The sequence below is a fragment of the Sinorhizobium sp. RAC02 genome (assembly GCF_001713395.1).
Taxonomy (GTDB): Bacteria; Pseudomonadota; Alphaproteobacteria; order Rhizobiales; family Rhizobiaceae; genus Shinella.
Genome location: NZ_CP016450.1, coordinates 161,585 through 187,877, shown reverse-complemented (window position 1 = coordinate 187,877; position 26,293 = coordinate 161,585). Strand labels below are relative to the sequence as shown.

The 26,293-nt window shown below is 63.3% G+C and carries 32 protein-coding genes; 10 read left to right on the top strand and 22 right to left on the bottom strand.

The features are described 5' to 3' along the window. Window positions 1-11 precede the first annotated feature (11 nt). From BSY16_RS00890 to BSY16_RS00880, 3 genes are all read right to left on the bottom strand, one after another. Window positions 12-695, bottom strand: coding sequence for a GNAT family N-acetyltransferase (locus BSY16_RS00890; RefSeq protein WP_069057923.1), 684 nt, complete (start codon window positions 693-695; stop codon window positions 12-14). Beyond that, window positions 692-1,186, bottom strand: a complete 495-nt coding sequence (locus tag BSY16_RS00885) for a MarR family winged helix-turn-helix transcriptional regulator (RefSeq protein ID WP_069057922.1) — start codon at window positions 1,184-1,186, stop codon at window positions 692-694. The genes BSY16_RS00890 and BSY16_RS00885 overlap by 4 nt, the downstream gene beginning before the upstream one ends. A gap of 158 nt (window positions 1,187-1,344) precedes the next feature. Continuing rightward, entirely contained in the window at window positions 1,345-2,442 is a 1,098-nt protein-coding gene (locus BSY16_RS00880) for a glycosyltransferase (protein WP_150129839.1), read from the bottom strand. Between the two features lie 357 nt (window positions 2,443-2,799). On the opposite strand from BSY16_RS00880, the gene BSY16_RS00875 reads away from it, so the two are divergent. Next, a complete protein-coding gene (locus BSY16_RS00875; RefSeq protein WP_069057920.1) occupies window positions 2,800-3,816 on the top strand; it encodes a LacI family DNA-binding transcriptional regulator in 1,017 nt (338 codons plus the stop codon). Here BSY16_RS00875 and BSY16_RS00870 read toward each other — a convergent pair. The 4 genes from BSY16_RS00870 to BSY16_RS00855 form a co-directional block, all read right to left on the bottom strand. Further along, window positions 3,813-4,856 (bottom strand): Gfo/Idh/MocA family protein, encoded by a 1,044-nt coding sequence (locus BSY16_RS00870; protein ID WP_069057919.1) that lies wholly within the window; start codon window positions 4,854-4,856, stop codon window positions 3,813-3,815. The genes BSY16_RS00875 and BSY16_RS00870 overlap by 4 nt on opposite strands. Before the next feature lie 8 nt (window positions 4,857-4,864). Beyond that, entirely contained in the window at window positions 4,865-5,650 is a 786-nt protein-coding gene (locus tag BSY16_RS00865) for a ThuA domain-containing protein (protein WP_069057918.1), read from the bottom strand. Between the two features lie 108 nt (window positions 5,651-5,758). Next, window positions 5,759-6,100, bottom strand: coding sequence for an SMR family transporter (locus tag BSY16_RS00860; RefSeq protein WP_069057917.1), 342 nt, complete (start codon window positions 6,098-6,100; stop codon window positions 5,759-5,761). Between the two features lie 40 nt (window positions 6,101-6,140). Continuing rightward, window positions 6,141-6,701: a TetR/AcrR family transcriptional regulator gene (locus BSY16_RS00855; RefSeq protein ID WP_069057916.1), complete on the bottom strand. Its 561-nt coding sequence runs from the start codon at window positions 6,699-6,701 to the stop codon at window positions 6,141-6,143. Between the two features lie 135 nt (window positions 6,702-6,836). Between BSY16_RS00855 and BSY16_RS00850 the strand changes: the two genes are divergently transcribed. Both BSY16_RS00850 and BSY16_RS00845 read left to right on the top strand, forming a co-directional pair. Further along, window positions 6,837-7,253, top strand: coding sequence for a group II truncated hemoglobin (locus BSY16_RS00850; protein WP_069057915.1), 417 nt, complete (start codon window positions 6,837-6,839; stop codon window positions 7,251-7,253). A gap of 5 nt (window positions 7,254-7,258) precedes the next feature. After that, window positions 7,259-7,624: a DUF423 domain-containing protein gene (locus BSY16_RS00845; RefSeq protein WP_069061293.1), complete on the top strand. Its 366-nt coding sequence runs from the start codon at window positions 7,259-7,261 to the stop codon at window positions 7,622-7,624. Between the two features lie 2 nt (window positions 7,625-7,626). Here the strand turns inward: BSY16_RS00845 and BSY16_RS00840 are convergent, their stop codons facing one another. From BSY16_RS00840 to BSY16_RS00815, 6 genes are all read right to left on the bottom strand, one after another. Next, on the bottom strand, window positions 7,627-7,992 hold the full coding sequence (locus BSY16_RS00840) for a bleomycin resistance protein (protein WP_069057914.1): 366 nt from the start codon (window positions 7,990-7,992) through the stop codon (window positions 7,627-7,629). A gap of 2 nt (window positions 7,993-7,994) precedes the next feature. Then, window positions 7,995-8,309: a heme-degrading protein HmuQ gene (gene hmuQ / locus BSY16_RS00835; protein ID WP_069057913.1), complete on the bottom strand. Its 315-nt coding sequence runs from the start codon at window positions 8,307-8,309 to the stop codon at window positions 7,995-7,997. Window positions 8,310-8,323: 14 nt separating this feature from the next. Beyond that, window positions 8,324-8,593: a hypothetical protein gene (locus BSY16_RS00830; protein WP_069057912.1), complete on the bottom strand. Its 270-nt coding sequence runs from the start codon at window positions 8,591-8,593 to the stop codon at window positions 8,324-8,326. Beyond that, window positions 8,590-8,988 (bottom strand): DUF2325 domain-containing protein, encoded by a 399-nt coding sequence (locus BSY16_RS00825; RefSeq protein ID WP_069061292.1) that lies wholly within the window; start codon window positions 8,986-8,988, stop codon window positions 8,590-8,592. Before BSY16_RS00825 ends, BSY16_RS00830 begins: the two co-directional genes overlap by 4 nt. A gap of 403 nt (window positions 8,989-9,391) precedes the next feature. Then, window positions 9,392-10,285, bottom strand: coding sequence for a TonB family protein (locus BSY16_RS00820; protein WP_069061291.1), 894 nt, complete (start codon window positions 10,283-10,285; stop codon window positions 9,392-9,394). Between the two features lie 66 nt (window positions 10,286-10,351). Continuing rightward, a complete protein-coding gene (locus BSY16_RS00815; RefSeq protein WP_069057911.1) occupies window positions 10,352-10,783 on the bottom strand; it encodes a hypothetical protein in 432 nt (143 codons plus the stop codon). A gap of 245 nt (window positions 10,784-11,028) precedes the next feature. Between BSY16_RS00815 and BSY16_RS00810 the strand changes: the two genes are divergently transcribed. The 6 genes from BSY16_RS00810 to BSY16_RS00785 all read left to right on the top strand — a co-directional run bounded on the left by BSY16_RS00810 (window position 11,029) and on the right by BSY16_RS00785 (window position 16,048). Then, the gene (locus BSY16_RS00810) at window positions 11,029-12,075 is read left to right on the top strand and encodes a hemin-degrading factor (protein ID WP_069061290.1); all 1,047 of its coding nucleotides are present in this window, start codon (window positions 11,029-11,031) and stop codon (window positions 12,073-12,075) included. Between the two features lie 110 nt (window positions 12,076-12,185). After that, window positions 12,186-13,127 (top strand): heme/hemin ABC transporter substrate-binding protein, encoded by a 942-nt coding sequence (locus tag BSY16_RS00805; RefSeq protein ID WP_069057910.1) that lies wholly within the window; start codon window positions 12,186-12,188, stop codon window positions 13,125-13,127. Continuing rightward, complete coding sequence (locus tag BSY16_RS00800) at window positions 13,114-14,235, top strand: FecCD family ABC transporter permease (RefSeq protein ID WP_069057909.1); 1,122 nt, start codon at window positions 13,114-13,116, stop codon at window positions 14,233-14,235. The genes BSY16_RS00805 and BSY16_RS00800 overlap by 14 nt, the downstream gene beginning before the upstream one ends. 6 nt (window positions 14,236-14,241) lie before the next feature. Continuing rightward, window positions 14,242-15,030, top strand: a complete 789-nt coding sequence (locus BSY16_RS00795) for a heme ABC transporter ATP-binding protein (protein ID WP_069057908.1) — start codon at window positions 14,242-14,244, stop codon at window positions 15,028-15,030. A 127-nt stretch (window positions 15,031-15,157) separates the two neighbouring features. Next, window positions 15,158-15,556 (top strand): glycine zipper domain-containing protein, encoded by a 399-nt coding sequence (locus tag BSY16_RS00790; protein WP_069057907.1) that lies wholly within the window; start codon window positions 15,158-15,160, stop codon window positions 15,554-15,556. A 63-nt stretch (window positions 15,557-15,619) separates the two neighbouring features. After that, complete coding sequence (locus BSY16_RS00785) at window positions 15,620-16,048, top strand: hypothetical protein (RefSeq protein ID WP_069057906.1); 429 nt, start codon at window positions 15,620-15,622, stop codon at window positions 16,046-16,048. 30 nt (window positions 16,049-16,078) lie between these two features. Here the strand turns inward: BSY16_RS00785 and BSY16_RS00780 are convergent, their stop codons facing one another. The 3 genes from BSY16_RS00780 to BSY16_RS31850 all read right to left on the bottom strand — a co-directional run bounded on the left by BSY16_RS00780 (window position 16,079) and on the right by BSY16_RS31850 (window position 18,424). Beyond that, a complete protein-coding gene (locus BSY16_RS00780; protein WP_069057905.1) occupies window positions 16,079-17,584 on the bottom strand; it encodes a sensor histidine kinase in 1,506 nt (501 codons plus the stop codon). Between the two features lie 122 nt (window positions 17,585-17,706). Continuing rightward, window positions 17,707-18,261 carry an RNA polymerase sigma factor gene (locus BSY16_RS00775; RefSeq protein ID WP_069057904.1) on the bottom strand — a complete coding sequence of 185 codons (555 nt, stop codon included), beginning with the start codon at window positions 18,259-18,261 and terminating at the stop codon, window positions 17,707-17,709. 7 nt (window positions 18,262-18,268) lie between these two features. Then, complete coding sequence (locus BSY16_RS31850) at window positions 18,269-18,424, bottom strand: NepR family anti-sigma factor (RefSeq protein WP_171902438.1); 156 nt, start codon at window positions 18,422-18,424, stop codon at window positions 18,269-18,271. Between the two features lie 188 nt (window positions 18,425-18,612). Between BSY16_RS31850 and BSY16_RS00770 the strand changes: the two genes are divergently transcribed. Beyond that, window positions 18,613-19,407, top strand: coding sequence for a response regulator (locus tag BSY16_RS00770; RefSeq protein WP_069057903.1), 795 nt, complete (start codon window positions 18,613-18,615; stop codon window positions 19,405-19,407). A 287-nt stretch (window positions 19,408-19,694) separates the two neighbouring features. On the opposite strand, the gene BSY16_RS00765 is transcribed toward BSY16_RS00770, so the two are convergent. The 6 genes from BSY16_RS00765 to BSY16_RS00740 form a co-directional block, all read right to left on the bottom strand. Beyond that, window positions 19,695-21,278, bottom strand: a complete 1,584-nt coding sequence (locus BSY16_RS00765; protein WP_069057902.1) for an FGGY-family carbohydrate kinase — start codon at window positions 21,276-21,278, stop codon at window positions 19,695-19,697. Further along, a complete protein-coding gene (locus BSY16_RS00760; RefSeq protein ID WP_069057901.1) occupies window positions 21,278-21,970 on the bottom strand; it encodes an HAD family hydrolase in 693 nt (230 codons plus the stop codon). The genes BSY16_RS00765 and BSY16_RS00760 overlap by 1 nt, the downstream gene beginning before the upstream one ends. A 77-nt stretch (window positions 21,971-22,047) precedes the next feature. Beyond that, window positions 22,048-23,532, bottom strand: a complete 1,485-nt coding sequence (locus BSY16_RS00755; protein ID WP_069057900.1) for a mannitol dehydrogenase family protein — start codon at window positions 23,530-23,532, stop codon at window positions 22,048-22,050. Between the two features lie 86 nt (window positions 23,533-23,618). Further along, the gene (locus BSY16_RS00750; RefSeq protein WP_069057899.1) at window positions 23,619-24,392 is read right to left on the bottom strand and encodes an L-iditol 2-dehydrogenase; all 774 of its coding nucleotides are present in this window, start codon (window positions 24,390-24,392) and stop codon (window positions 23,619-23,621) included. After that, entirely contained in the window at window positions 24,389-25,390 is a 1,002-nt protein-coding gene (locus BSY16_RS00745; protein ID WP_069057898.1) for an ABC transporter ATP-binding protein, read from the bottom strand. The genes BSY16_RS00750 and BSY16_RS00745 overlap by 4 nt, the downstream gene beginning before the upstream one ends. A gap of 23 nt (window positions 25,391-25,413) precedes the next feature. Next, window positions 25,414-26,238, bottom strand: coding sequence for a carbohydrate ABC transporter permease (locus BSY16_RS00740; RefSeq protein WP_069057897.1), 825 nt, complete (start codon window positions 26,236-26,238; stop codon window positions 25,414-25,416). Between the last annotated feature and the right edge of the window lie 55 nt (window positions 26,239-26,293).

Sequence of the window (26,293 nt, the reverse complement as noted above, 5' to 3'; positions counted from 1 at the left end):
GACGGCAACGATCAATCGGCGGGCCTTTGCAGCGCCGCGACGTGCATCGGGCACCGCAGGGTGAAGCCGATCGACTCATAGAGCGCGATAGCGGCGATGTTGCTGGCATAGACGTGCAGATAGGGCTGGTCCCCGCCCTCGATGATTCGAGCGGCCACATACAGCGAAAGGCCGCGGGCATAGCCCCTGCCCCGGTGGTCGGGATGGGTGCAGACCCCGCTCAATTCCGTATAGCCCGGCTGTTTCATGCGCTCGCCGGCCATGGCAACGAGCCGACCGCCCTGACGCACGCCCCAGAAGCGCCCGAGTTCCTGGGACCGCAGGGAAAACGGTCCGGGCTTCGTCAAGGTCGCAAGCGCCAGCATCTCCTCGGCATCGGCTATCCCGAGTGGAACGATAGCATCGTCCGGCAACGGGGAAGGAACGGCAGCCGCGATCATCTGGACGGCCGGCGCGGTCGTCAGCACCGAGAAACCGGCGGGCGCGACGACCGGATCAGCCTGGAGGAAGAGCAAGGTCTCACCCGGGCGTGCCAGTTCAGCGAGGTCGGCAAGGGCCTGTGGGTCATCGTCCGCCGGCGCCGCAAACGGCAGGATGCCGGGCTGATAGCGGCGGGCGCGACCGGCCCCCTCGGCGAGTGCTGCATGCCGGGTGGTGAGCGCACTCCAGATCGGTCTGCCGAGAACCATGGTCATGGCTGCTGTCCTTCCAGTGCCCGGGCACGACGGTCGAGCGGCGCCTCGGCAAGGGCGTCTTCCAGTTGATCGAGTTTGTCTATCAGGCTGCCGTCGAGCGGATCGCAAACGCTCCGGACGGCCGCTTCGATGAGCGGCCAGATATCCTGTTTCGAGCGGGCGATCAGCGCCTGCCCCTCCTCCGTCAGCACCAGGCGCCGGATGCGCTGGTCGCCAGCCTCCTTGCGCGCTGTCAGGTATCCCGCTTCGGCAAGGAGGCCGGCCATCCGGGTCACGCCCGGCTGGGTTATGCCAAGCGTCTCCGCCAGTTCCCCCACAGAAAGCGGACCGAGACGGTCGATTGCGGCGAGAAGCGGATACTGGCCCGCCTGCAGCGGCGCATCCAAGCGCTCCATGATGCGCTGCGTTTCCGCCTGCACCTGTTCGCCGAGGCGGCGCAGCCGGGTGCCCAGACACAGGTAGCCCAGTGCACGAACGATATCTTCTGCCATATTATATGTTCCACGTTATATAACGCGTTATATTTATCGACGCATGGCTTGTCAAGAATCACTGGGGCCTTAGCCAACAAGACGGGCTGCTGCGCATGGCCGGCAGCGATGAACAAAGCGGGGCCGTCTAAGCCGCTCAAAGCCGATGGACGCCGCAGCTATCCCGCCAATCCGAAGGCCGCCTGCAAGGTTGCCTCGCTTTCGCGGGCAAAACGCAGCGCCATCATGCGGACGCGCCTGTCGTCGCGCGGCGGCAAGGGATCGGCGAGACGCTCCGCCACCCGGTCGGCGGTCGTCGCAACATGCAGGATGTTTTCCACGATACAGAGACGATGCGCCAGCGAGCCGTAGCGCACGACAACCGGAATGCCCAGCTGCGCGGCGCGCCCGAGAATTCCGGAGGCGTGATCGCCAGCGGGCGGATAAAGGCACCAGACCGCATCGCTCGCCGCGTAAGCCCCCAGCAGTTCGCAGTCGGAAACAGCACGATCGACCGCCACACCACCCGCCTCGCAGAAGGCGGCCGCGTAATCCGCAACGCTTGGCGCGACCTTGCCGCAGGCGATGAACTGGAAGCGCCGGCGCAGGTCGCATGAGCGCGTATAGGTGTCGGCGAAGAGATCGAAGCCCTTGCGGCGGCTCTGCGTCCCGATTGCCGTCACCACGCCACATTCGGGCGGATGGCGCTCGCGACGCAGGGTGTTGACTGCGTCGCGCTCTTCGCCGGTGAGGTCCCAAAGCTGGAAATCATAGATCCAGCCGCTGGCAATGCTCGAAAAGGCCGGAAAAACGCTGAAGGGAACGATCGTCAGCGTCTGGCAGCCGGGCAAGCGCTTGAGCCATTGCAAGGCGAGCCTCTTGCAGCGTTCTAGCGGTCGGCGGGAGATGACCAGAGGCATCGGACAGAGCAACAAACCGACGGTGCGCCGGCCGGTCAGCGCCCGCAACAGACTGGTCACCAGATAGAGGAGGAACGCCTCCTCTATCATCAGAAACAAAACCGGCGACCGGGAGAACAGGAGATCACGGACGCGCGCGCGCCGCGCACCGAACGACCGCTCCATCATCCGCAGATAGGCTGGGCGTCGACCGGTTTGACACCTCGAGTAAACAAGCGGGCGCCCGGTGGAGCCAAGGGCATCCGCCCCTTTTGCAGGCTCGCCCGTCCGGGGGGCGGAGTTGACGTGTGTTTCAAGCCGCAGGTCCGAGCGCACAGCCGGACCCATTGCGGCCGGCATATCCGAGCCCGCCTGCATGATATTCTCCCGAAAATCACTGCAAAACCGCTTTCGGGCCGTCCGAGCCCGAAAACAAAAACGCTCAAGCCAGGCTGCTGCCTTGGGCCTACTATCATTCAGCGTCAAAGCCGCGCAGGCGAACTGCACCACCAAGACACAACCTTATCGTTAATAATTTTACTCTAACTTGCTATTGTCAAATTTCAAGGCGGATTTCACAACCATAGAGAAATGTCCGCGTGTGCCGCACTGGAGCAGTGCCGCAAGATCTGGCCGGCAAATACAGGTTTCCCATCCTTCCCGCCCTTTGCTTGCCGCGGGGCGCCCGAGCGTCCATAAGACAAAGGAAACCACCGGTCGCGCCCAGGACGCAGGATGAACCTCAAGGAATTTGCCACCCTCATCGGCCTGTCCCAGACGACGGTGAGCCGCGCGATGAGCGGCTATCCGGAGGTGAAGGCGGAGACGCGGGCGCGCGTGCTGGAGGCGGCCGAGCGGCTCGGTTATCGGCCGAACATCAGCGCACAACGGCTTGCAACCGGAAGGGCCGGCGCCATCGGCATCGTCTTTCAGGGCGGAGGGCGCTTCGGGCCGCATTCCAGCGAATTCATGGGCGGACTTTCGACATCGCTTCAACAGGATGGCATCGACATCCTTGTCTCGACCGTCGAGACCCTGGAAGACGAAGAAGCCGCCTATCGTGGATTTGCCGCAAGCAAACGGGTGGACGCGGTTATCTTGCACACGCCGGCCTGCGCGGACCCGCGCATCGCATTGTTGCAGTCGCTGGATCTGCCCTTCATCGTTCACGGGCGAAGCGAAGCGTCAAAACCCTTCGCCTTCCTCGACATTAACAATTTCGGCGCCATCGAGACGGCAATCCGGCATCTTGTCGACCACGGCCATCGCCGCATCGCGCTCATCAACGGAGACAAGGTCAGCACCTATGCCCGCGATCGGGACAACGGCTACCGCTCGACGCTGCAAGCGAGCGGTATTGCGGTCGAACTCGCGCTGATCGGCCAGGGCGAATTCACCGACGAAACCGGCTTCCGTCTAATGCAAGCCTTCCTCGCCCTCCCCGCCCCGCCAACGGCCGTGATCGCCGGTTCGATGATGTCAGCGCTCGGCGCGATGCGGGCAATCCGTGTTGCAGGCCTCCGGCTTGGGCACGACGTCTCGCTTATCGCGCATGACGACGTCTTTCCCTATCTCAGCCCGGAAAACCTCGTGCCGTCCGTTACCACGACGCAATCATCGATCCGCGCGGCAGGCGAGCGGATCGGCGAAATGATTTTACGGCTCCTGCAAGGCGAACTGCCTGAAGCCTTGCAGGAGGTTTGGGAGGTCGATTTCGTCATGCGCGGTTCAACAGGCCCCGCTCCGGCCTAAACCGTCAACTCCCGTCGCTCCCTCTCGGTCTCGATGGCGAGATCGAGGATCTTCTGAAGTTCGGCAGCGTGGCGGAAACCCGGCTCGACCTGCTCACCGGCAGTCACTGCCGCTGCAAAACGCTGGTAGTTGGTCGGCACCGTACCGGCGTCGATATCCCGCCAGACGGCCTTTTCCACATCCTCGCCGAGGCAGCCGCGCAGGCTCGAGCCCTCCGTTGAATGGACCACCTCAAGCGCGCCCCTGTCGCCGTGCATGCGCAGGCGCAGTTCGTTGAGATGGCCGGTTGCCCAGCGGCTCGAATGGATGACGCCGAGCGCGCCATTGGCGAAGTCGACCGTCATCGCGAAGCTGTCATTGGCGTCGAGATCATATTCGCCGATCCGGTTGTCCGGCGCCTTGTCGAAGGCCTTCAGCCGCGCGAAGACGTGCTCCACATCGCTTGCAGCGCCGTAGCTGGCAAAGTCGAGGATGTGGATGCCGACATCACCGAGCACGCCGTTCGAGCCGTGTTTGGTGGAAAGGCGCCAGAGCCACTGGCTTTCGGTCGCCCAGTTACCCCAGGCCTTGGAGACGAGCCAGCTCTGCAGATAGGACGCCTCGACATGGCGCACGCGACCGATCTCGCCGGCAAGCACCATGTCGCGTGCCTTCTGCAAGGGCGCGACATTGCGATAGGTGAGGTTGACCATGGTGACGAGGCTGGAGGCTTCAGCCGCCCGCGCCATCTCGTCCGCCTTGGCGTAGTTTTCCGCCAGGGGCTTTTCGCACATGACGTGTTTGCCCGCAGCGAGCAGCGCCAGCGTCGTCGGGTGATGCGCGCGGTCAGGCGTCACGTTGGTGGCCGCGTCGAAACCACCCCAGGCGATGGCGTCCTCCAGCGAAGTGAAGACGTTCGGGATGCCGTGCTGATCGGCAAAGGCTTTTGCGCGCAATGGATCGACGTCGACGGCGCCCACCAGCTCGACCCCGTCGATCGCCGCGAAATGTTCGGCATGGTTGTTGGCCATGCCGCCGGTTCCAAGAATGAGAAGACGCATGGCAGGCCTCAGCGGTAACCGGCTTCGCCGGCTTCATGCAATTTCGGACCCCGCTCCTCGATCGGCTCGAGTGCCTGTTCGACCGGCACGTTCGGCGCATCGTGAATGGCGGCGTAGGTGCCCTGCGGGTTGAAGGCCCATTTCACGCCGTTGGCGAGGACCTTCTGGACGGTGGCGTCGTGATAGGTCGGATAGGTCTCATGGCCTGGGCGGAAATAGAAGATGTTGCCGGCACCGCGGCGCCAGGTCATGCCCGAACGGAACACCTCGCCGCCGGCAAACCACGAGATGAACACCGTTTCCAGCGGCTCCGGCACGGAGAACTGCTCGCCGTACATCTCCTCGTTTTCGAGCACGAAGTTCTCGCCGAGCCCTTCGGCAATCGGGTGGCGCGGGTTGATCACCCAGAGGCGCTCGCGCTCGCCGGCCTCACGCCATTTCAGCGCGCAGGGCGTGCCCATCAGGCGCTTGAAGATCTTGGAAAAGTGGCCGGAATGCAGGACAAGGAGGCCCATGCCCTCCCAGACGCGCTTGGCGACACGCTCGACCACCTCGTCGCTGACGGCGCCGTGGTCCTTGTGGCCCCACCAGACGAGCACATCCGTCTCGGCAAGGCGCGCCTCGGTCAGACCGTGTTCCGGCTCCTGCAGGGTCGCGGTGCTGGCCTCGATTGCCGGGTCACTGTTGAGCGCATCGGCGATCGTGTTGTGCATGCCGCGCGGATAGATCGAGCGCACGATCTCGTTCGTCTGCTCGTGGATGTTCTCACCCCATACGATGGTGCGTATTGCCATGTGCCATTCCTCTAAAGCCGGAAATTGAAACCGCTTTCAATTCGACGGAATCGATAGAACCAGACCCGCTTCTTGGCAAGCGGGGGGCCGCTCGATTCCGGCTCCCTATCAGTGGAATGTCGATTTGGAGAAAAGGTTCAGCACAAGAACGCCGGCAATGATCATGCCAAGGCCGATCATGGCGGCCAGATCGAGCTTCTGGCCGAAGGCGAAATAGCCGACGAGCGAGATCAGCACGATGCCAAGTCCGCTCCAGATCGCATAGGCGATACCAACCGGTACGTAGCGCAGGCTCCACGACAGGAAGAAGAAGGCGATGGCATAGCAGACGACCATCGTGACGGTCGGCACGACGCGCGTGAAATGCTGGGCGGCCTGCATTGCCGAGGTACCGAGCACCTCGAAAACGATGGCGACGACGAGGACGGCATAGACGGTGGTGAGGTTCATGGCAGTGCTCCGGCGCATGGCGGCGCCACTTGTGACGAGATCAGGACCGCGACAATGTCAGCAGCCGCTCCAGCATGGCGGCACGCTCGTCGGAATCCATGGTCGGCGAGCCGAGCAGGTCGGCCAACCAAAGGCCATCCACGGCATAGCGCACGAGCATCGCTTCAGGCGACGAATCCGTGCCGACATTTTCGGCAAGGTATCGCTCCACCCATTGTCGCCAGCGTTCGCGCAGATGCGGCTCCGAAATCAGCGCGATGGTCAAAACCTTCCACTGCTCGCCATCCTCGATGCCGTGCGGCTGGAAGAAGACCGAGACATAGGCGCGGGTGAAGCGCCCCTTCGGTTCTGCGTCGTCTCGCATCCTCTCGGCAATCGCCCGGTCGAGCTTTTCCGTGAGGTCACCGAACAGGCCATCGAGCAGCGACAGCTTGTTGGGAAAATGGTGCAGCAGGCCGCCCTTGCTGACACCCGCCGCCTGCGACACCGCGTCGAGCGTGACGCTGGCCGGACCCTTCTCCAGCGACAGCTTCGCCGCAACCTCCAGCAATTGCTGGCGGACGGCTTCGGGGTGTTTCTTGCGGTGATGTGCCTTGCTCATATCTAAACATACCGTCTGGACGGTTTCCTGTCAATCTGCCGCGCAAGCAGCGGTTTGCGCGCTTCGTCGCAGGCAAAAGGCTGGCATTGCCCGCCCGCCCGCAGCGCGCTAAGACCGGAAGAACGGGAAAAGCGCATGGTCGATACGGGCGACAATCAGGAACGGCAGGGCGAGACGATCACCCTTTACCAGGCGGTCGGCGGCGACGCGGCCGTGCGGGCGCTGACGCATCGTTTCTACGAATTGATGGATATCCTCCCGGAAGCGGCGCGCTGTCGCGCCATCCACCCGCCGGATCTCTCCGGCAGCGAGGAAAAGCTCTACGAATACCTGACCGGCTGGCTCGGCGGTCCGCCGCTCTATACCGACAAACGCGGCCACCCGATGCTGCGCCGCCGCCACTTCGCGGCACCGATCGGGCCGGCGGAGCGTGACGAATGGCTGCTCTGCTTCGTCCGCGCACTGGAAGAGACGGTGCCGAGCGAGGGCCTGCGCGCCATCATTCTCGAACCGGTGACGCGGCTTGCGCACCATATGCAAAACCAGGAATGAACCCGATGTCGTTTTCGCTCCGCTCCGCGACCCTGCTCGTCGCCGGCCTGATGGGTCTCACCGGTGTCGTGACCGCGGCCGCCGCCTCGCATGGCAGCGATCCGCGCCTGATGGCCGGCGCCTCCGCCATGTGCCTTGCCCATGCACCGGCGCTGATCGGGCTCTATGCCGCCTGGCCCACCATGCGCACGGCGCCGCTCGCCGCCCTGCTGCTTGCGATCGGCACCGCGATCTTCGCCGGCGATCTCGTCTTGCGTCATTCAGCGGGACACGGCCTCTTCCCGATGTCGGCGCCAACCGGCGGCGTGATCATGATGGCGGGATGGCTTACCGTGGCGCTCGGCGCCTTCCTGCCGCGGCAGGAAGGCTGACCTCAGCCCTTCGGAATACGGGCAAAGCGCAGCAGGTTGCCGTGCGGATCGTGAATGTAAAACTCTTCCATATTCCATGCCCGCACCGCCATCGGCGTCAGCGTTGGCACGTCGCGTTCGCTGAATTCGCGGTGCAAGTCACCGATACCCCCACCGCGTAGATAGACGGAAGTGCGTTCACAAAGCGTCCGGTCGTCGGTCAGCCGAAAGTGCAGTTCCATGTCTGGACGGCGAAGGATGAGATAATCGTCCACCCGATACACGACTTCGCTAAACCCGAGCAGCGTCGTATAGAAATCGAACGTTTCCTGAATATCGAGCGACGGCAGGACCGGCAGCACTTCGATGCGGTCGGGATTCTCTGCCATGCTCACGCGCCTTCCACCAGACTGAAGCCCTCGAATTTCGGCGGGCCGAGATAGATCGCCCGGTTGTCGGCGGCGTTCTTGTGTGCCTGCCGAAAGTTTTCCGATTTCGTCCAGGCGGTGAAATCATCCTTGCTCGCCCAGACGGAATGCGACGCGAAGAGGGTGTAGCCCTCTTCGGCATTGGTATCGCCACGCAGCAGATGGAAGGATTGGAAGCCGGGCATATCCGCCAGGCTGGAATCCCGCCCCTTCCAGATGTTTTCAAAGGCCTCTTCGTGGCCGACGGCAATCCGGAAGCGGTTCATGGCGAAAAACATGGAAGACCTCGATGTCAGAGCGAATCCCGTCGCAGACGACGCGGCGCGGGGAAAGCTACGACATTGTCGTTGCGCGCTTCAAGGGCGGACGCGCCTTCGAAGGTCGGCACACGGGCCGGCGGGCGGGCACTTGCCACCGGAAACTCGGTGACATTCTCGCTTTCCAGCATTTCCGCGCGGCGCGTCAGCAGGGCGTACAGTTCCGGGATCAGGCCATCGCCATTCTGCGCGGCCAACTTGTGCAGGCCGATCATCATGAAGGCCTCGGGTCTTTCGTCATTCACTGGGTGGTGCCTTCCTGGCTCATGCTCTGCAGGGCGCGCTCGAAGGAGGATTTGCTGCCATTGCGCAAGGGCACAAAGGCCTTCTCCCACTTCTTGCAGCCCGTCTTCACGCGTATGCAGGCATCGTGGCTGATACAGTCGATGGGGCAGAAGACGCAGTCGACCGAGGGCAGGACATTGTCGATGCGCGAAACCGCCTCGCGCAGCCCGCCGTCGTGATGGATGAGGTTCGCGCCATAGGAGCTGGCGATCTGGCGCAGATGCGCCACCTGGCAATCCCGGCCGCCGACATAGAGGAAGCTGCGTCCTTCGAGCATCGCCTTGCTGTTATCGGGCTTCGGGGTCGTGTCGGCCGGCTGACGGGCCTGCTGCTGCTGCCTGTGCTTCTCGCGCATCGCCTTCCTCTCCGCTTCGCCGGTCCGGCGTTTGATTTTGGTGACTTCCACGCTGCGCGGCGCCTGTGGCACCTGCACTTCAACCCTGGGAGCAACGACCGGCGCTGCCGCCGTCGTCGGTTCCTGTGCTCCCGCGATCTGCTTCTTGAGCGCGACAACCTGGCGTTCCAGGTCCGCGATGCGTCGGTCGCGCTCGGCAACCGCAGCCTTCAGGATCGCATCAGCGCGACCCGCCGTTACATAATTCATCAAACATCCCCTTTGCACTCCGCTTCAAGGGCGGAGCCTCAGTGGGGCCAACCTACAAAACTTGATTTTCAGAGTAAAGTATAAACATGACTATGATAGTCATATTTTCGCGCAAAAAATTCCCGCCGGCCTCGGAGCGGCGGAAATACACGTCTCACTTGAAGACGATTGGCACGTTGAAAGCCCAGGACGACTTGCCGGCATTCTCCGGAATCTTGGCGAAGGGTGCCGCACGCTGCACCGAATCGAGTGCGGCCTTGTCCACCGCCGCTTCGCCGGAGCTGCGCGCAACGCGTATGCCGCTCGCCTGACCGCTTGCGTTAACAACGAAACTCACAACCACGCTACCCTGCTTGCCGCCCGCCACACGCCGCTTGGCACGATTGATCTTGTTGCGGACCTTGCCTGGATAATTGCTGACAGCACTGTCGCCGGCGACGGAGGAGTTGCCCTTCTTCTGGCCGCCAACAGCGGCAATCTTGACATCGTCCGACCCGTCGATTTCGCCCTTCTTGGCGTTCTGCTTGGCCTTGCCCTCTTCACCGGCTTTCCTGACCGGCTTCGCCTTTGGCTTATGGCGCTCGACCTTCTTGACCGGCTCTTCCTTCTTCACTTCCGGAACCGGCTTGATTTCCTCCGGCTCGACTTCCGGCTTGATCTCCGGGATCGGGATCGCGGCAATCTCAACCTCCGCCGAGGGAACGATCAATTCTTCGATTGGTTCGGAAACGACGGGATCGGTGGGCTGCACCGTCTCGGTCAATTCAGGCTGAATTTCGGTCGGCTGGATCTCCGCCACCTGCTGCGGCGTCGTCTCGGCCACGTCCGGCTGGATCGTTTCGGGCGTGACGGCGTCTTCAGGCTTGCCGGATTCAATCGCATCGAAGGCGCCATTGCCCAGCATCGCCACTTCGGCCACGACGCCGCCGGCGATCATGGCCTGCTCCTCCTCCGGTGCAGGGGCCATGGTCAGGATGGCCGCAGCGGTTGCATGTGCGAGCAGGGAAAACACGCCACCGCCAACCCAAAGCCACTTGCTTCCAGACATGATATCACCCGTCATTCCGTTTCATGCGGCGCAGCCCGTCATGTGCTGCGCAACTCATCGTCGCCCTTAGCCTTCGAGGCCGGCCGCCGCCTTGGTGCGTGTCACGATGCCATCCATGCAGCGCCCCTTCTCCAGGCCTTCGCCCTCGCAGACCGGCGCATCGTTGATCAGCAGGTTCTTCACCGTCTCGCACTTGACGCCCGGCACATCGAACTGGCGCACTTTCGACTTGCCGGCCGGCAGCTCGCGGAAATCAAGCAGGGCCAGGCGTTCCACCGTGCCCTTGTCGTTGAAGATGACGAATTCGAAGGACACCTTCGAGATATCCTGCGCAAAGCCGTTGACCGCGAGGAAGGTGAAGAGGCAGCCCTTCTGCGACCCGGCGAGCGCATTCAGTTCCACTTCCAGCGCCTTTGGCGCTGCGGCCTCCTGGGCCGCGACACTCGTGATGCCGGCAACGGAAAGCATCGCTGAAAGAAGAAAGGTGCGTACGGTCATTGGCCCGCCTGTTCGATATCGGTTCGATTCGGCCGAGTGCGACGGCCGGGGATACTTTAGCCGGTTGCAGCCAGAATTAACATGACTTTGGGGGACCGGTATTGCGTGCATAGATAAATATGAGTAAGGAAGTCAAGATAGTAACCGCCAAATTCCTGTCAAACCGCTGTTCCGCCAAGGAAATTCACTGGAACGTGATGGTCATGGGAAGGATGGTATCCTGCATTTCGATCAAGGCCGCGCCCATGACCAACACGACCCGACCGACCCCCGCCGAAATCCGCGCTTTCCGCGCTGAAAACCCGAAGATGCGCGAGCGCGACGTCGCCGCCCAGCTCGGCATTTCGGAAGCCGCGCTCGTTGCTGCGGAAGTCGGCCTCACGGCCGTGCGCATCGACGGCAGCGCCAACCGCTTCCTCGAGCGTTCGGAGGCGCTCGGCGAGGTCATGGCGCTGACCCGCAACGAGAGCGTTGTGCATGAGAAGATCGGCGTCTTCGAGAAGATCACCCCTGGCAAACATGCCTCGATCGTGCTCGGCGAGAACATCGACCTGCGCATTTTCCCGGGCACCTGGGCGCACGGCTTTGCCGTGACGAAGACGGACGGTGATCAGGTGCGCCGCAGCCTGCAGTTCTTCGACAAGGCCGGCATGGCCGTGCACAAGGTGCACCTGCGCCCCGCCTCCAATCTCGAAGCCTACGAGGCCATCGTCGCCGACTTCCGCCTGGAAGACCAGTCGCAGGATTTTGTCGAAGTGGTTTCCGAAAAGATCGACGACACCGGTCCGGTGGATGTCGCAGCCCTGCGCGAAAACTGGGCCTCCATGACCGACACCCACCAGTTCTTCGGCATGCTGAGGAAGCTGAAGATCGGCCGTCAGGACGCAGTCCGCAGCGTCGGCGAAGATTTCGCCCATGAGGTGCGCGCCGACGCCGTCGGCGACCTGATGCGGGCTGCCGCCGAACGCGACGCCGACATCATGTGCTTCGTCGGCAACCACGGCACCATCCAGATCCACACCGGCCCGGTGAAGAACATCCAACCGATGGGCCCGTGGCTCAACGTCATGGATCCGACCTTCCACATGCACCTGCGCATGGACCACATCGCCGAATGTTGGGTGGTCCGCAAGCCGACTGTCGATGGCCACGTCACCTCGCTCGAAGCTTATGATGCGAGCGGCGAGATGATCATCCAGTTCTTCGGCAAGCGGAAGGAAGGCATGACGGAGCGCACCGACTGGCGCGAAATCCTCGACGGCCTGCCGCGCCCCGACAGCGTCGCCGCCTGAGGCAGGAGCAAGTCCGGCAGCGTCCGGAATTGCATGCAAACAAGAGACAGAGCATTTCCGCGGCCCGGTTTTGCCCGGAAATGCTCGTGCTAGCCGCGAAGGATACGACCATGAGCAAGAGCTTCGATTTCCGCCGCGCCCGCCCGTGGGAAGTGGCTCTCACCGTCTTCGCCCTTTCGGCTCCGCTGCTTCTGCCGCTGGCCACACCCGGCGCCAACGGCTTCATCCGCAAGGCGGTCGCCCAGGAAATGCAGCAGGTCGACAGTTCGAAGCTGGTCGCCATCGGTGGCGCCGTAACGGAAATCGTCTATGCGCTCGGCGAAGGCGGACGGCTGGTCGCGCGTGATTCCACCAGCACCTTCCCGGAAGAGGCGGTGAAACTGCCGGATGTCGGCTACATGCGCCAGCTTTCGCCGGAAGGCGTCATCGCCGTTAACCCGACCGCCATCCTCGCCGTCGAAGGCAGCGGCCCGCCGGATGCGCTGGCCGTGCTGAAGAGCGCCGGCATTCCCTTCGCGACCGTACCGGAAGGCTATGACCGCGCGGCGATCCTCAAGAAGATCGACGTCGTCGGCCAGTTCCTCGGCGTGCCGGACAAGGCGAAGGCGCTGGAAGCGGAGGTCGCGGCCGATCTCGACGCCGCCATTGCCGACGCCGCCAAGCGGCCGGAAAACGAGCGCAAGCGCGTGCTCTTCATCCTCAGTTTCCAGAACGGCAAGATCATGGCTGCGGGCGGCCATACCGCTGCTGACGGCATTATCGGCCTTTCCGGCGCGGTCAACGCGATGGAAGGTTCCTTCGAGGGTTACAAGCCGGTCACCGACGAGGCCATCATCAAGGCCAAGCCCGATGTCATCATGGTCATGACCCGTCCCGGCCATGGCAGCAGCGACGAGGAAATCCTCGCCCATCCCGCTCTCTCCGTGACGCCGGCGGGCGAGGCCAAGGCGGTCCTGCGCATGAACAGCCTGCACCTGCTCGGCTTCGGCCCGCGCACCGCCTCGGCCATCCGCGATCTCAACAAAGAACTCTACGGCAATGTCTCTCAATGATGCCGTGCGCGGCGACAGCGCACGCGGTTTTTCCCTGATGCGCTCCGCCCAGTCCCGGCCGGCCGGCGACCGGACCGCCGTTGCGCGGCTGACGCTTGCTGCCCTTGCGCTGGTTTCGCTCGCCGCACTCGCCGTGTCGATCACGACAGGCGCATCGGATGCGTCGGCGCTCAATGTCATCGGCGCCCTTTTTACCGGCGCGGATGACACCGCGCTCTCCATGCGCGACCGTATCATCGTCTTCGACATCCGCATGCCCCGCGCGCTGCTCGGCTTCCTGATCGGCGCCGGGCTCGCCATGTCGGGCGCAGTCATGCAGGGTCTCTTCCGAAACCCGCTTGCCGACCCTGCCCTCGTCGGCATTTCCTCCGGTTCGGCCCTCGGCGCGGTGCTGATGATCGTGCTCGGCGCCAGCCTGCCGCCGGCGCTGATGATGGCGCTCGGCGCCTTCGCCCTGCCGATCGCCGCTTTCGCCGGTGGCCTTCTCACAACGCTGCTCCTCTACCGCATCGCCACACGCGACGGGCAGACCTCCGTCGCCACGATGCTCTTGGCAGGCATCGCGATTTCCGCGCTCGCCGCCGCCATCACCGGCATCCTCATCTACATGGCGGATGACAAGCAGCTGCGCGACATCACCTTCTGGAGCCTCGGTTCGCTGTCCGGCATGACCTGGGCAAAGCTTTTCGCCGCCGGCCCGATCATCCTCCTGGCGCTCGTCGTCGTGCCGTTCCTGTCGCGTGGCCTCAATGCCATCACGCTCGGCGAGGCGGCGGCCTTCCACATGGGCGTCAAGGTGCAACGGCTGAAATACATTGCCATCGTTTCGGTAGCCGGCGCCGTCGGCGCTTCGGTCGCGGTCAGCGGTGGCATCGGCTTCGTCGGCATTGTCGTGCCGCATCTGCTGCGCATCGTCATCGGCCCGGATCATCGCTACCTGCTGCCGGCCTCTGCCCTGTTTGGCGGCGTGCTGATGCTCGGCGCCGACATGCTGGCCCGCACCATCGTCGCGCCTGCCGAATTGCCGATCGGCATCATCACCGCATTAGCCGGCGCCCCGTTCTTCCTCTGGGTGCTGCTGCGGGACCGCACGCGCAACGGCTGGTAAGAGACCATGATCACCGCAAAAAATCTTACGGTCAGCCTCTCCGGCAAGATCATCGTACACGGCGTGTCGCTGGAAGCGAAAGCCGGTGAGCTGACCGCCATCGTCGGCCCGAACGGCTCGGGCAAGACGACGACGATGAAGGCCATTGCCGGGGAACTGCCGAGCAAGGGCGAGATCACCATCAACGGCCACGCGCTTGGTGTCCTCGAACCCTGGCAGCTTGCCGTGAAGCGTGCGGTGCTGCCGCAGGCGGCCACCATCGCCTTTCCCTTCACCGTGCGCGAAATCGTCCGCCTCGGCCTCACCCTGGGGCCGAACCGGCACGCCGAGCGCATCGAGGCGATCACCTCGGACGCTTTGGCCGCCGTCGACCTCTCGGGTTTCGCCGGCCGTTTCTACCAGGAGCTTTCCGGCGGCGAGCAGCAGCGCGTGCAGCTGGCCCGCGTGCTCTCGCAGATCTGGGAGCCGGTGCTCGATGGCGAACCCTGCTTCCTGATGCTCGACGAGCCGGTCTCCGCCCTCGACATCCGCCACCAGCTGACGATCATGCAACTTGCCCGGCGCTATTGCGAAGGTGGCGGCGGCGTGATCGCGGTCATGCACGATCTCAACCTTACCGCCATGTTCGCCGACCATATGGTGATGATGAAGAGCGGCCGCATCGAGCGTTCCGGCGCGCCGGCTGACGTCATGACCGATGATGCCATGGAGGCTGTCTTCGGCTGCCGCATGCGCATCAACGGTGTCCCGGCAAGTGGCGTCCCTTTCGTCCTGCCACACACCGCTTCGGCCTGATTTTCCAGCATCTTACGGAACCTTTTTCCGTTCTCCGCGTTTTCCGCCCCGACAAGACCGTTCCGCCAAGGGGGTGGAGCGCTGTTAGCCCGCGCATGGCGCTGGCGACCGCAAAAGGAGAAACGGCATGGCCAACGGACTGTTTTCATCCCGCAGCAAGAGCATCCGCAACGGACTTCATGACGAGGCGCAAGCCGTCGAAGAGCAGATTGCGGAATTGCGCGAAGAGATCGCCTCCCTCACCCGCCTGCTCGCCAGCGACGCGTCAAACGGCGCAAGCGGCATTCGCAAGAAGGCCCGCGCGGTAAAGGCACAGGCGAGCGATGCCGCGCACGACATCAAGGATCGCGCCGAAACCGACATCCGCGACATGATCGCCGCCGGCGAGGATATCCTGGCCGACTTCCAGGAGCGTTATCGCGATTCCGGCCGCCGTGCCCGCAAGGCCGTGCACGATCATCCACTGACCACGCTCGGCATCGCCGCCGCCGCCGGCTTTGTCATCGCAGCCCTGCTGCGACGCTAACGCCTTTCCCGATACGCCACGGGTACGCCCCGTGGCGTTCCTTTTTTGCGGAGTTCATACGGCATGCTTTCACTGGGGGCCATTCTCATCCAGAACCTCGTCACCCGCGTCACCGACCGGGTGGACGAGACGATGGACATCGCCAAGCGTAACGCGATTGCCGGCCTTGCCATCGGCCTGCTGCTGATCACCGCCTATGTGTTCGGCCTCGCCGCCACGGCGATCCTGCTGTCGGAACACTACGGCACCGTGCCTGCCCTTTTCGGCCTTGCCGGCGGTTTCCTGCTGCTTGCCCTCATCGTGCTTGCCGTCGTCGCCGCCCGCAACAGACGGGAGCGGGAACTGCGCCGCATCCGCCGCCAGCAGCTTGCCGTGCGTCGCGACCTGATGGCTGCGGCAGCGACAGTCGCCGTAAAGAAGCCGTTCGCGGCAACGGCTGTCGCCCTCGCCCTCGGCTTTCTGCTCGCGCCAAAATCCCGCCGCGACGACTGATCCCAGATTTTCAGAGACTGTGTGTGCCGCTCAGAGCGGCATGCGCACGACCGCGGTCACGCCCTTCGGCAGATACTCGACATGCACGCTGCTGCCGAGAATCTTGTCGAGGCTGCGTTCGATCAGGATCGATCCGAAACCCCGCCGACGGGCGGGATCGACCGGCGGCCCGCCGACCTCGTGCCAGGTCATGTTGAGCACACGCTGGTCATCCTCGTGCACCACCCGCGCCGTAATGACCACCTTGCCCGAGGCGACCGACAGCGCGCCATACTTACGGGCATTGGTGGCAAGCTCGTGCAGCACGAGGCCGAGCCCGACAGCCTGGTCCGGTCCCAGTTCCACCTCGTCCTTGTGGATTTCGACCTGGCTTTCATAGTCGAGTGCATAGGGCGTGATCTGCTTCTGCAGCAGCATCTTCAGGTGAATGCCGCCCCATTCGTGATCGCTGAGCAGGCCGTGCGCCTCGGAGAGCGATTGCAGGCGCCCGGCAAAAGCATCCATGAATTCAACGGGATCGCTCGTCTGGCGCAGGGTCTGGCGCGCCAGCGATTGCAGCATGGCCAACGTGTTCTTGACCCGATGGTTCAGCTCGCGCAGCAGAAGGCGTGTGCGCTCGGAGGCAAGCTGCCCTTCGGTAACGTCGATATTGATGCCGAGAAAGGTGATGGGACGCCCGTCCGCATCTTTTTCATGCACCCGGCCGCGGCCCAGCAGCCAGCGGCCCGATTTCGCCGACCGGAAGAGCCCGTCATATTCATTGCCGGTGGCAAGCGCATTGCGCAGCTGGCCGATGGTGTTCTTGCGGTCCGCCGGGTGCACCGCCATAAAGAATTTGCGTGCACTCATAGGCTTGGCAGGCTTGACGCCAAGCATTTGGTAGAAGGTCTCGTTGCCGGAAACCATCCCGGTCGAGAGATCCCACAGCCAGCTCGCCACCTGTGCCGCATCGAGCGCGAGAGAATGGCGCTTCTCGTCACGCGACAGCATTTCCGCTGTCATCGCCCGCCGCCTGGCCTCCTCCTTCAGCTTGATCAGCGAGGCCGCAAGCGAGGCAAGCTGTTTCAACCGCACCGGAAGCTCGGGAGCGACGCGCGTATGGGCTTTGACATCGAAGACGCAGACGGTGCCGATCGGCTGGCCATCGACGACGACCGGCACCCCGGCATAGAAGCGCAGGTGCGGCGCGCCGACGACGCTCGGCAATCCGGCAAAACGGGGGTCCTTGCGGGCGTCGAATATGACGAGCGGCTCGTTGCCGTTCTCGACAATCATGCGGGCGCAGAAAGAGTCCTCCGACGGCGCCCGGATCTCCGGCGTGCCTTGGCGGGCGAGAAACCACTGGTCCGTGCGTCCCAGCAGCGTGACGAGGGAAATCGGCGCACCGAACAGGCCTGCCGCCAAACCGGCTATGTCGTCGAAATCGGGATCGGGGCCAAGAAAGACCGGTATCGCGGTCTCGATCGCCGTCAAACGAGCCGGCGCTCCCAGAACCGCGATAAGATTGGACGACAATGGCTGGACGTTGTCTTTCATGCGCCTCTGGTATGCGATTCCGCGTCCGTTTTCACGCCGGCTGACACCGGCAGACGCCTATTCGCACCAATCCCCTCAAAATGTCCATCGCCCGCCTGAAAAGGCGGGCGACATGGTTGGCATCACGATGCGAAAGCGCGCGAGGTAATCGGCGCGGAAATCGCGTCGGGACCGTAGTCGCTTTCGCCGCTCACCTGCAAAAGTTCCTGCAGGCGCTGGCGAGCGCGGTTGACGCGGCTCTTGATCGTGCCGAGCGCGCAGCCGCAGATCTCGGCCGCTTCCTCATAGGAGAAACCGGACGCACCGACGAGAATGATCGCTTCGCGCTGTTCTTCCGGCAGCTTTTCCAGGGCTTTCTTGAAGTCCTGCATGTCGAGCGAACCATATTGCGACGGGTGCTGCGCTAGGTTTTCCGTGAAGATACCGTCGCTGTCCTGCACCTCGCGGCCACGCTTGCGCATCTTGCTGTAAAGTTCGTTGCGCAGGATCGTGAAAAGCCAGGCTTTCATGTTCGTGCCCATTTCGAACTGCTCCTGCTTTGCCCAGGCCTTCATGATCGTGTCCTGCACAAGATCGTCTGCCTGGTCATGCCGACCGGTCAAGGAAATCGCAAAGGCTCGCAGGCTCGGGAGAACCGCAAGGAGTTCGCGTTTAAAAGTAGTCTGCCCCTGCTCCATCATATCCTCACTCGGCCCTTTGAGCGCTGTTCTCGACAGCATCCAATTTTTCGAGAAGATCCAGGAACCTCTGGGGAAGCGCCTCCTCCTGTACCGAATGGTAGAAGGCGCGAAGCTTCGTTGCAATCTGGGCATTCGGGTCGCCCGCGGTCTTGGGAGGCATCCCCCTGCTTGTTTTCTTTTCCACGCTAATCACTCTTGGCCACTTTCATGTTCATCTGTGCCCCGTCGAAGAAGTCGGCGTGAAAATGCCCAGCATCAAAAAAAGTTCCATGCCCCGGAACCAAAATTTGGTTTCCGCGTTCAAACCGTCAACTGCCACTGCAGCGATTCAAGAACAGGGGAACAATCATGCCGATTTCCGACCGCATCGGGCCGCACCTTCCGGCGTTGCGCCGCTACGCACGCGCACTCACCGGAACCCAGTCCTCCGGCGATGCCTACGTCGCCGCCACGCTCGAAACCATTCTCATCGACACATCCGTCATGCCGGAAGGCGGTGACGACAGGACGAGGCTCTTTAGCCTCCTGACCCGCATCGTCTCCTCCCTGCCCGTCTCCATGACACGCGGCGCAGGATCGATTTCGCCCGGCATGGAGATGCCGTTCGACCTCTCCGGCGTGCCCCCGCTCGGCCGCCAGGCGCTGCTGCTTGCCACGGTCGAAGGCTTTTCGGTCGAGAAGACCGCGGAAATCCTGGAAGCGAATGAGAGCACCATCCGCGCCCTGCTCGATACGGCCTTTGCTGAAATCGCAGCGCAGGCCGAAACGGGCATCATGATCATCGAGGACGAGCCGCTGATCGCGCTCGACCTTGCCGATATGGTGAGCGGCATGGGTCATCGCGTCACCGGTATCGCCCGCACCCAGGCGGAGGCGGAGACGCTCTGGAGCGACAGCCGTCCAGGCCTCGTGCTCGCCGATGTCAGACTGGCCGACGGCAGCTCCGGCATCGACGCCGTGAACGCGATCCTTTCGCGAACGACAATTCCGGTCATCTTCATCACCGCCTATCCCGAGCGGTTGCTCACCGGCGAACGGCCGGAACCAGCCTTCCTCGTTTCCAAACCCTTCAATCCGGAGCAAGTGAAGGTCCTTATCAACCAGGCCCTTCTCTTTACCCCGCAAGCGCGCGCCGCGGCTTAATCTCGCTCCCGGATGGCCGCAGCGGCGGCGCGGCCGGCGGCGGTGGGTTGGCACACCCACCGCCGCCTTTGTATTTTCAGGCAATGCCTTGCGCACAAAAGAAAACAGCCAGCGCCTCGAAGGCACTGGCTGCTTGAAGTTCCACGAACCGGAGGGGGACACGGTTTCGTGGTCAATCACCGGTCGAGGGCCTCGCATCTTGGGGGATATGCGCGGACCGGTGACGACACAGAAACACGCGACATGCGATTTGGTTCCGTCGGTTTCCAAATTTTTTTGAGATTTTTTCAGTCGATTGTTTCGAGCTCTGCGCGGTGCCGATAGAGGGCAAGGAAACGGCGATAATCGCGGTCGAAGCTCGCCCTGCGGCCGGCATCCGGCAGAAACTCGGTGGCACCCGGATACATGCCGGCACCTGCAGCCGGCAGGTCGGCGTAGAGCCCGCCGGCAACCGCGGCAATCATTGCCGTTCCAAGCAGCACGGCATCGTTCGTATCCGGCACGACGACACGGCAACCCGTGACATCGCGGTAAAGCTCCATCAAGAGCGGGTTGCGAACATGGCCGCCAGCAACGTGTAGCGTATCGAGCGGGTAGCCGCACTCGCCGAGCTTTTCGAGGATATGGCGGATGCCGAGCGCAATGGCGACGCAGGTGCGCCAGTAAAGCCGGCACAGACTGTCGAAGGACGCATCGAGCGGCAGGCCGCTGATGACGCCAAGCGCATGCGGATCGGCGATTGGCGAGCGGTTGCCGTGAAAATCCGGCAGGACATGCAGCCGCGCGGCGAACGCCTCGCCCTCCTGCGCCTGCAATTCCCGAATGCGGCTCACGATGCGTGCATGGTTCGCCACCGATGGCTCGCCGCCAGCACTGTGCGCCCGCACCATATGATCGAGCAGGGCCCCGGTCGCCGACTGGCCGCCTTCGACCAGCCACCAGCCCGGCAGCACGGCCTCATAATAGGGGCCCCACATGCCGAAGCCGAATTTTTCCGCCCGCGAAAAGGCGACGATGCAGCTCGACGTCCCCCCGATCAGCGCCAACTGCCGTTCCAGCTTCTCCGGTCGGCCGGCAAAGGGGCCGAGCACGCCGAACGTGCCGGCATAGGCATCGATCAGGCCGGTGGCAACGACGCAACCCGTATCAAGGCCAAGGTCCCGGGCAGCCTCCGCCGTCAACCGCCCAACGGCCTCGCCCACCGCCAGCGTCTCATCTGGAAGCGACCCGCGCAGCCGCACGTCCTCGAGCCCGATCGCCGACAAGAAGCTCTCGCTCCACGGCTTTTCTTCATGGACGAGGTAGTTCCACTTGGCCGTCATGGTGCAGCGCGAGCGCGCATTCGAGCCGGTGGCCCGCCAGGTCATGAAATCGGCAAGGTCAAAGAAGTAGCCCGCCTTCGCCCATTGCTCGGGCTGATGACGCTTCAGCCACATGAGCTTAGGCATCTCCATTTCCGGCGACATGACGTGGCCGGAATGGGCAAGCACCGGATGTCGAGTGGCCGTGCAGATATCGGCTTCCTCGAGTGCGCGATGATCGAGCCAGACGATGGTATCCCAGCGCGGCTCCTCGCCGCCGGAGACAGCAAGCGGCTGCCCCTGCCCGTCGCGCACCACCAGCGAGCAGGTCGCATCGATGCCGAGTGCCGCGACACGGCCAGCCTCGACCGCGGCGACCGAACACGCCGCTTTGACCGCGATGCAGACGGCCTGCCAGATGTTTTCCGAATCATGTTCCGCGTAGCTTGCGCTCGGCCGACGCATGGCGATCGGATGTTCTGATCGTCCCAGCAAAGCGCCGCTTCGGTCGAAGACACCGGCGCGCGCACTGCCGGTGCCGATGTCCACCGCAACGATCAGATCGCGCATCAATGCTCTTTCCCGTCGACCTCTTCTTTGCGGACAAACTGTAACAATTCCCGCATGTCGTCAAACAGGGCGTCGGGTTCAAGGCTCAGCAAAGTTTCGCGATGGCGCGGCGTGCGCGCATGGGACCCGCCGGTGAAGGCGACCACCCGCATGCCGGCGGATTTTGCCGCCGCAATACCGGCGGGACTGTCCTCGACGACGACGCACCGATCGGGCGCAACCCCCATCACAGCACTGGCATGCAGAAACAGATCCGGCGCGGGCTTGCCACGCGAGACCATTGTGGCGCTGAAAATATTCGGCTCGAAACGGTCGAGCAGCCCCGTCACGGAAAGCGACAGGCGGATGCGCTCCGGCTGGCTGGATGAGGCGACGCAATGGGCGATGCCCAAACCGTCAACCGTCTCGGCAATGCCATCGATCGGCTGGAGTTCGCTGCGGAACCGCTCGTAGAGCACCTTGCGCATCGCCTCGAGAAAGGCGGCATCGACAGCCAGCCCGTATTCGTCATGCAGGATTTCCGACATGCTCTTCAGGCTGCGCCCGAGGAAGCGGTCGTGCGCCTCGTCCTCGCTCATCGCGACGCCGGCCGCGGCCAGCGATTCAACAAGCACGGCAAGCGAAATCGGCTCGCTATCGACGAGCACGCCGTCACAATCGAAAATAACCAGTTCTGTCTCAGTGGCGGCCATGGCTCTCATTCCGTTTCAGGCCCCCGTGGTAACGTCTGCCCCCTGCGATGAAAAGCCCTGTAATTTCCGGGTTTTCCTCAACTTGCGAGCTGGTTTCCCAGATAGAGTTTCAGGGTCACCCGCGTTCCGTTCTGCTGGAGGGATTTCAGCGCCGTGGCAAAGCGTTTCCGGAACAGCTCGGAATCTGCGACCGTGCCGAAAATATCCTTGAGGTCGAGGAAGGCATCGGCATTGCTCTTCGCAGCAATCGCTGCTGCCTGGATACGTTCGAAATTGGGATCGTTGAAGCTGATCGCCTTGCCGCCGTCCGTCGTGCCGGCGAGATAATGGCACCAGAGAGCGGAGACGAGCGCCAGGCCCGTGACGTCCTCACCGCGGGAGAGACGATCGGACGTCGATGGCAGGATGAATTTCGGCTGGCGGTTGGAGCCATCCTGGGCCAAGCGCGGGATCGTGTCGGCGATCTTGGGGTTCGAGAAGCGGCGCTCTATCAGGGCGAAATAATCGTTGAGGTCGGTATCGGGAACCGGCGGGATGACCGGGATGATCTCTTCGCGCTCCAGCTTGGAAAGGAAGGCGCGGATATCAACATCCTCCATCGCCTCATGCACGAAATGGATGTCGAGCAGGGCCGCCGGATAGGCAATCGCCGCATGGCCGCCATTGAGAATCCGGATCTTCATATGTTCGTAGGGTGCGACATCCGGCACGAACTGCACGCCGACCTTCTCAAGCGCCGGGCGGCCGAGCGGAAAATGATCCTCCAGCACCCACTGCTTGTACTCTTCGCAGAACACCGGCCAGGCGTCGTCGATCCCGTAGTCGTCGGCGGTAATGCCGATCTCGCGGGCGCCGGTCGCCGGCGTGATGCGGTCCACCATGCCGTTCGGGAAGGCGACATGGGCGTCGATCCAGTCGGCGAGATCAGGATCGGTGAGCCGCGCGAGGCCGGAGACGGCGGCATGCGTCACCTCGCCATTGCCCTGAATATTATCGCAGGACATGACGGTGAAGGGAGCAATCCCCTTGTCCTTGCGCGCCTTGAGGCCGCCGAGGATCAGGCCGAACACGGTCTTCGGGTCGGCTGGATTGGCGGCATCGGCGGCGATCGCCGGATGGCTCGGGTCGAAGACGCCCGACGCCGGATTGATAAAGTAGCCTCCCTCGGTGATCGTCAGCGAGACGATGCGGATCGCCGGGTCGGCAAGCTGGGCAATCGTCGCAGCCGCGTTGCCGGGCGCGAGGTAATCGATCATCGCGCCGGTGACACGCGCACCGGAACGGTTGTTGTCCTGCTCGACCACGGTGGTCAGGAAGTCCTGCCCGGCAAGCTTCTCCCGCATCGCTGCATCGGAAGCCAGGACCCCCGCGCCGATCAGCGCCCAGTCGTGATCCAAGCCGAGATTGAACAGATCGTCGAGATAGACCGCCTGATGCGCCCGGTGGAAATTGCCGACGCCGAAGTGAACGATACCTGCCTTGAGGCTGGCGCGCTCATAGGTCGGCACGCCGGCGGTCTTGGCAATATCCTTGAGGGTCGCGAGCGACAGGTTCGTGGTCATGGTCTTGTCCTTCCGGTGTGTCCGGGCCGGTGGAGACGACGCCGCCTCCGGTCTCTGCTCGTGCCAGGTCCGCGTTCACGCGGGCCTCAGCTCATCCAGTTGCCGCCATCGACATTGTAGGTCTGCGCGACGATGTAATTGCTCTCCTCGGAGGCAAGGAAGATCGCCATGCCGGTGAGGTCGTCCGCCGTGCCCATGCGGCCGAACGGTACCGCCTCGCCGACGAGACGCTTCTTTTCACCACGCGGGCGGTTTTCGTATTTGGCGAAGAGGGCATCGACCCCATCCCAGTGCTCGCCATCGACGACGCCCGGCGCGATGGCATTGACGTTGATGCCGTGTTTGATCAGGTCGAGGCCGGCCGATTGCGTGAGACTGATGACGGCAGCCTTGGTGGCGCAATAGACGGCGACCAGCGCCTCACCGCGCCGCCCGGCCTGGCTCGCCATGTTGACGATCTTGCCGCCGCGGCCCTGCGCGATCATCTGCTTCGCCACCGCCTGCATCGTGAATAGCGTGCCCGAAACGTTGATCGCAAACAGTTTGTCGTAGCTCTCCCGCGTGATCTCGACGATCGGCGCGAGGTCGAAGAGTGCGGCATTGTTGACGAGGATGTCGATGCCGCCGACCTCGGAAACACAGGCCGCAACCGCGGCATCGATCGAGGCCTGCCGCGTCACGTCGATCTCGACCGCGTAGGCTGCCGGACCGATCTCGCTCGCCGTCGCCCGTGCGCGTTCGATGTTGATGTCGGCGATGGCGACCCTTGCGCCTTCGCGGACATAGGCTTCCGCGAAGGCGCGGCCGATGCCGCGCGCCGATCCGGTGATCAGCGCGCTCCTGCCCTCAAGCCTGTTCATCTCACGGCCTTCCCGGCGTCGTCGAAGCGGTGGATGCGGGTTTCGTCGGGGGTGAGCCACACCGTATCGCCATGGGTGACGGGGAAGTCGCCGCCGGCGCGCACCGTCATCAGGCCGATGCCCTCGACATTGACATGCAGGAAGGTGTCGGAGCCGAGATGTTCGGCGACGCCGACGAGGCCCTTCCACGTGCCGCTCTCCTTGGAGAGCCTGATGTGCTCCGGGCGGATGCCGACGGTCGGCGCGTTGTACGGTTTGGCCGCCTCGCCCTTGACGAAGTTCATGCGCGGCGAGCCGATGAAGCCGGCGACGAACAGGTTGTCGGGCTTGTTGTAGAGATCGAGCGGCGAGCCGACCTGCTCGATATTGCCGGCATTGAGAACCACGATCTTGTCGGCCATGGTCATGGCTTCCACCTGGTCGTGGGTGACGTAGATCATCGTGGTCTTCAGCTGGTGGTGCAGCTCGCTGATCTCGAGCCGCATCGTGCCGCGCAACGCCGCGTCGAGGTTCGACAGGGGCTCGTCGAAGAGAAAGGCCGACGGTTCGCGCACGATCGCCCGGCCGATGGCCACGCGCTGGCGCTGGCCGCCGGACAGCTGGCCCGGACGGCGCTCGAGATAGTTGGTGAGGTTGAGCACGCGCGCGGCCTCCGTCACCTTCTTGTCGATCGCCTCGGGGCTCATCTTCGCCATCTTCAGCGGGAAGGCGATGTTGTTGCGCACGGACATGTGCGGATAGAGCGCGTAGGACTGGAACACCATGGCAAGGCCGCGTTTTGCCGGCGCCTCCCCGGTGACGTCGCGGCCGTCGATCTCGATGATGCCGCTGGTGGTGTCTTCCAGGCCGGCGATCAGGCGCAGCAGCGTGGACTTGCCGCAGCCCGACGGGCCGACGAAGACGACGAACTCGCCCTCGTTGATGGTCAGGTCGATGCCCGGAATGACCTGCGTCTCGCCAAAGCTCTTGTTGACCTTTTTCAGGATGATCTTGCCCATGGTGGTTCCTCCCCGATCTGTTTTTACTTCACGGCGCCGAAGGTCAGGCCGCGGACAAGCTGCTTTTGTGAGAACCACCCCATGATCAGGATGGGCGCGATGGCCAGCGTCGAGGCTGCCGAGAGTTTCGCCCAGAACAGGCCCTGCGGACTGGAGAACGAGGCGATGAAGGCGGTGAGCGGCGCTGCATTGGTCGTCGTCAGGCGGATCGTCCAGAAGGCTTCGTTCCAGGCGAGGATGATGTTGAGCAGCATGGTCGAGGCAATGCCGGGTACCGCCATCGGCGTCAGCACGTAGACGATCTCGCCCCACAGCGACGCACCGTCCATGCGCGCCGCCTCCAGGATCTCGCCGGGGATCTCGCGGAAGTAGGTGTAGAGCATCCAGATGACGATCGGCAGGTTGATCATGGTCAGCATGACGGTGAGACCAATGCGGCTGTCGAGCAGGCCGAAGTCGCGGAAGAGGAGGTAGATCGGCACCAGCACGGCGACGGCCGGCATCATCTTCGTCGAGAGCATCCACATCAGGATGTCCTTGGTCTTGGCCGTCGGCGAGAACGCCATCGACCAGGCGGCGGGCACGGCGATCAACAGCGCCAGCAGCGTCGAGCCGAGCGACAGCACCACCGAGTTCAGGAAGAACTTGAAGTAGTTGCTCTGCGCCTGCACGGCTGCATAGCTCTCCACCGTGCCTGACGGGATGATGTTGAACCCCTGGATCGCCTCGGTCTCGGATTTGAACGAGGTGATGATCGTGTAGAGGATCGGAAAGAAGATGATCAGCGCGACGATCCAGGCGGCGATCGTGAACACTACAGTGCGTCTTGTCGAAACTGCGCGAGCCATGGTCTTGTCCTCCCTAAAAGCTGTTCCAGGAAAAGTGTGAAGCGGTTTTCCGTCC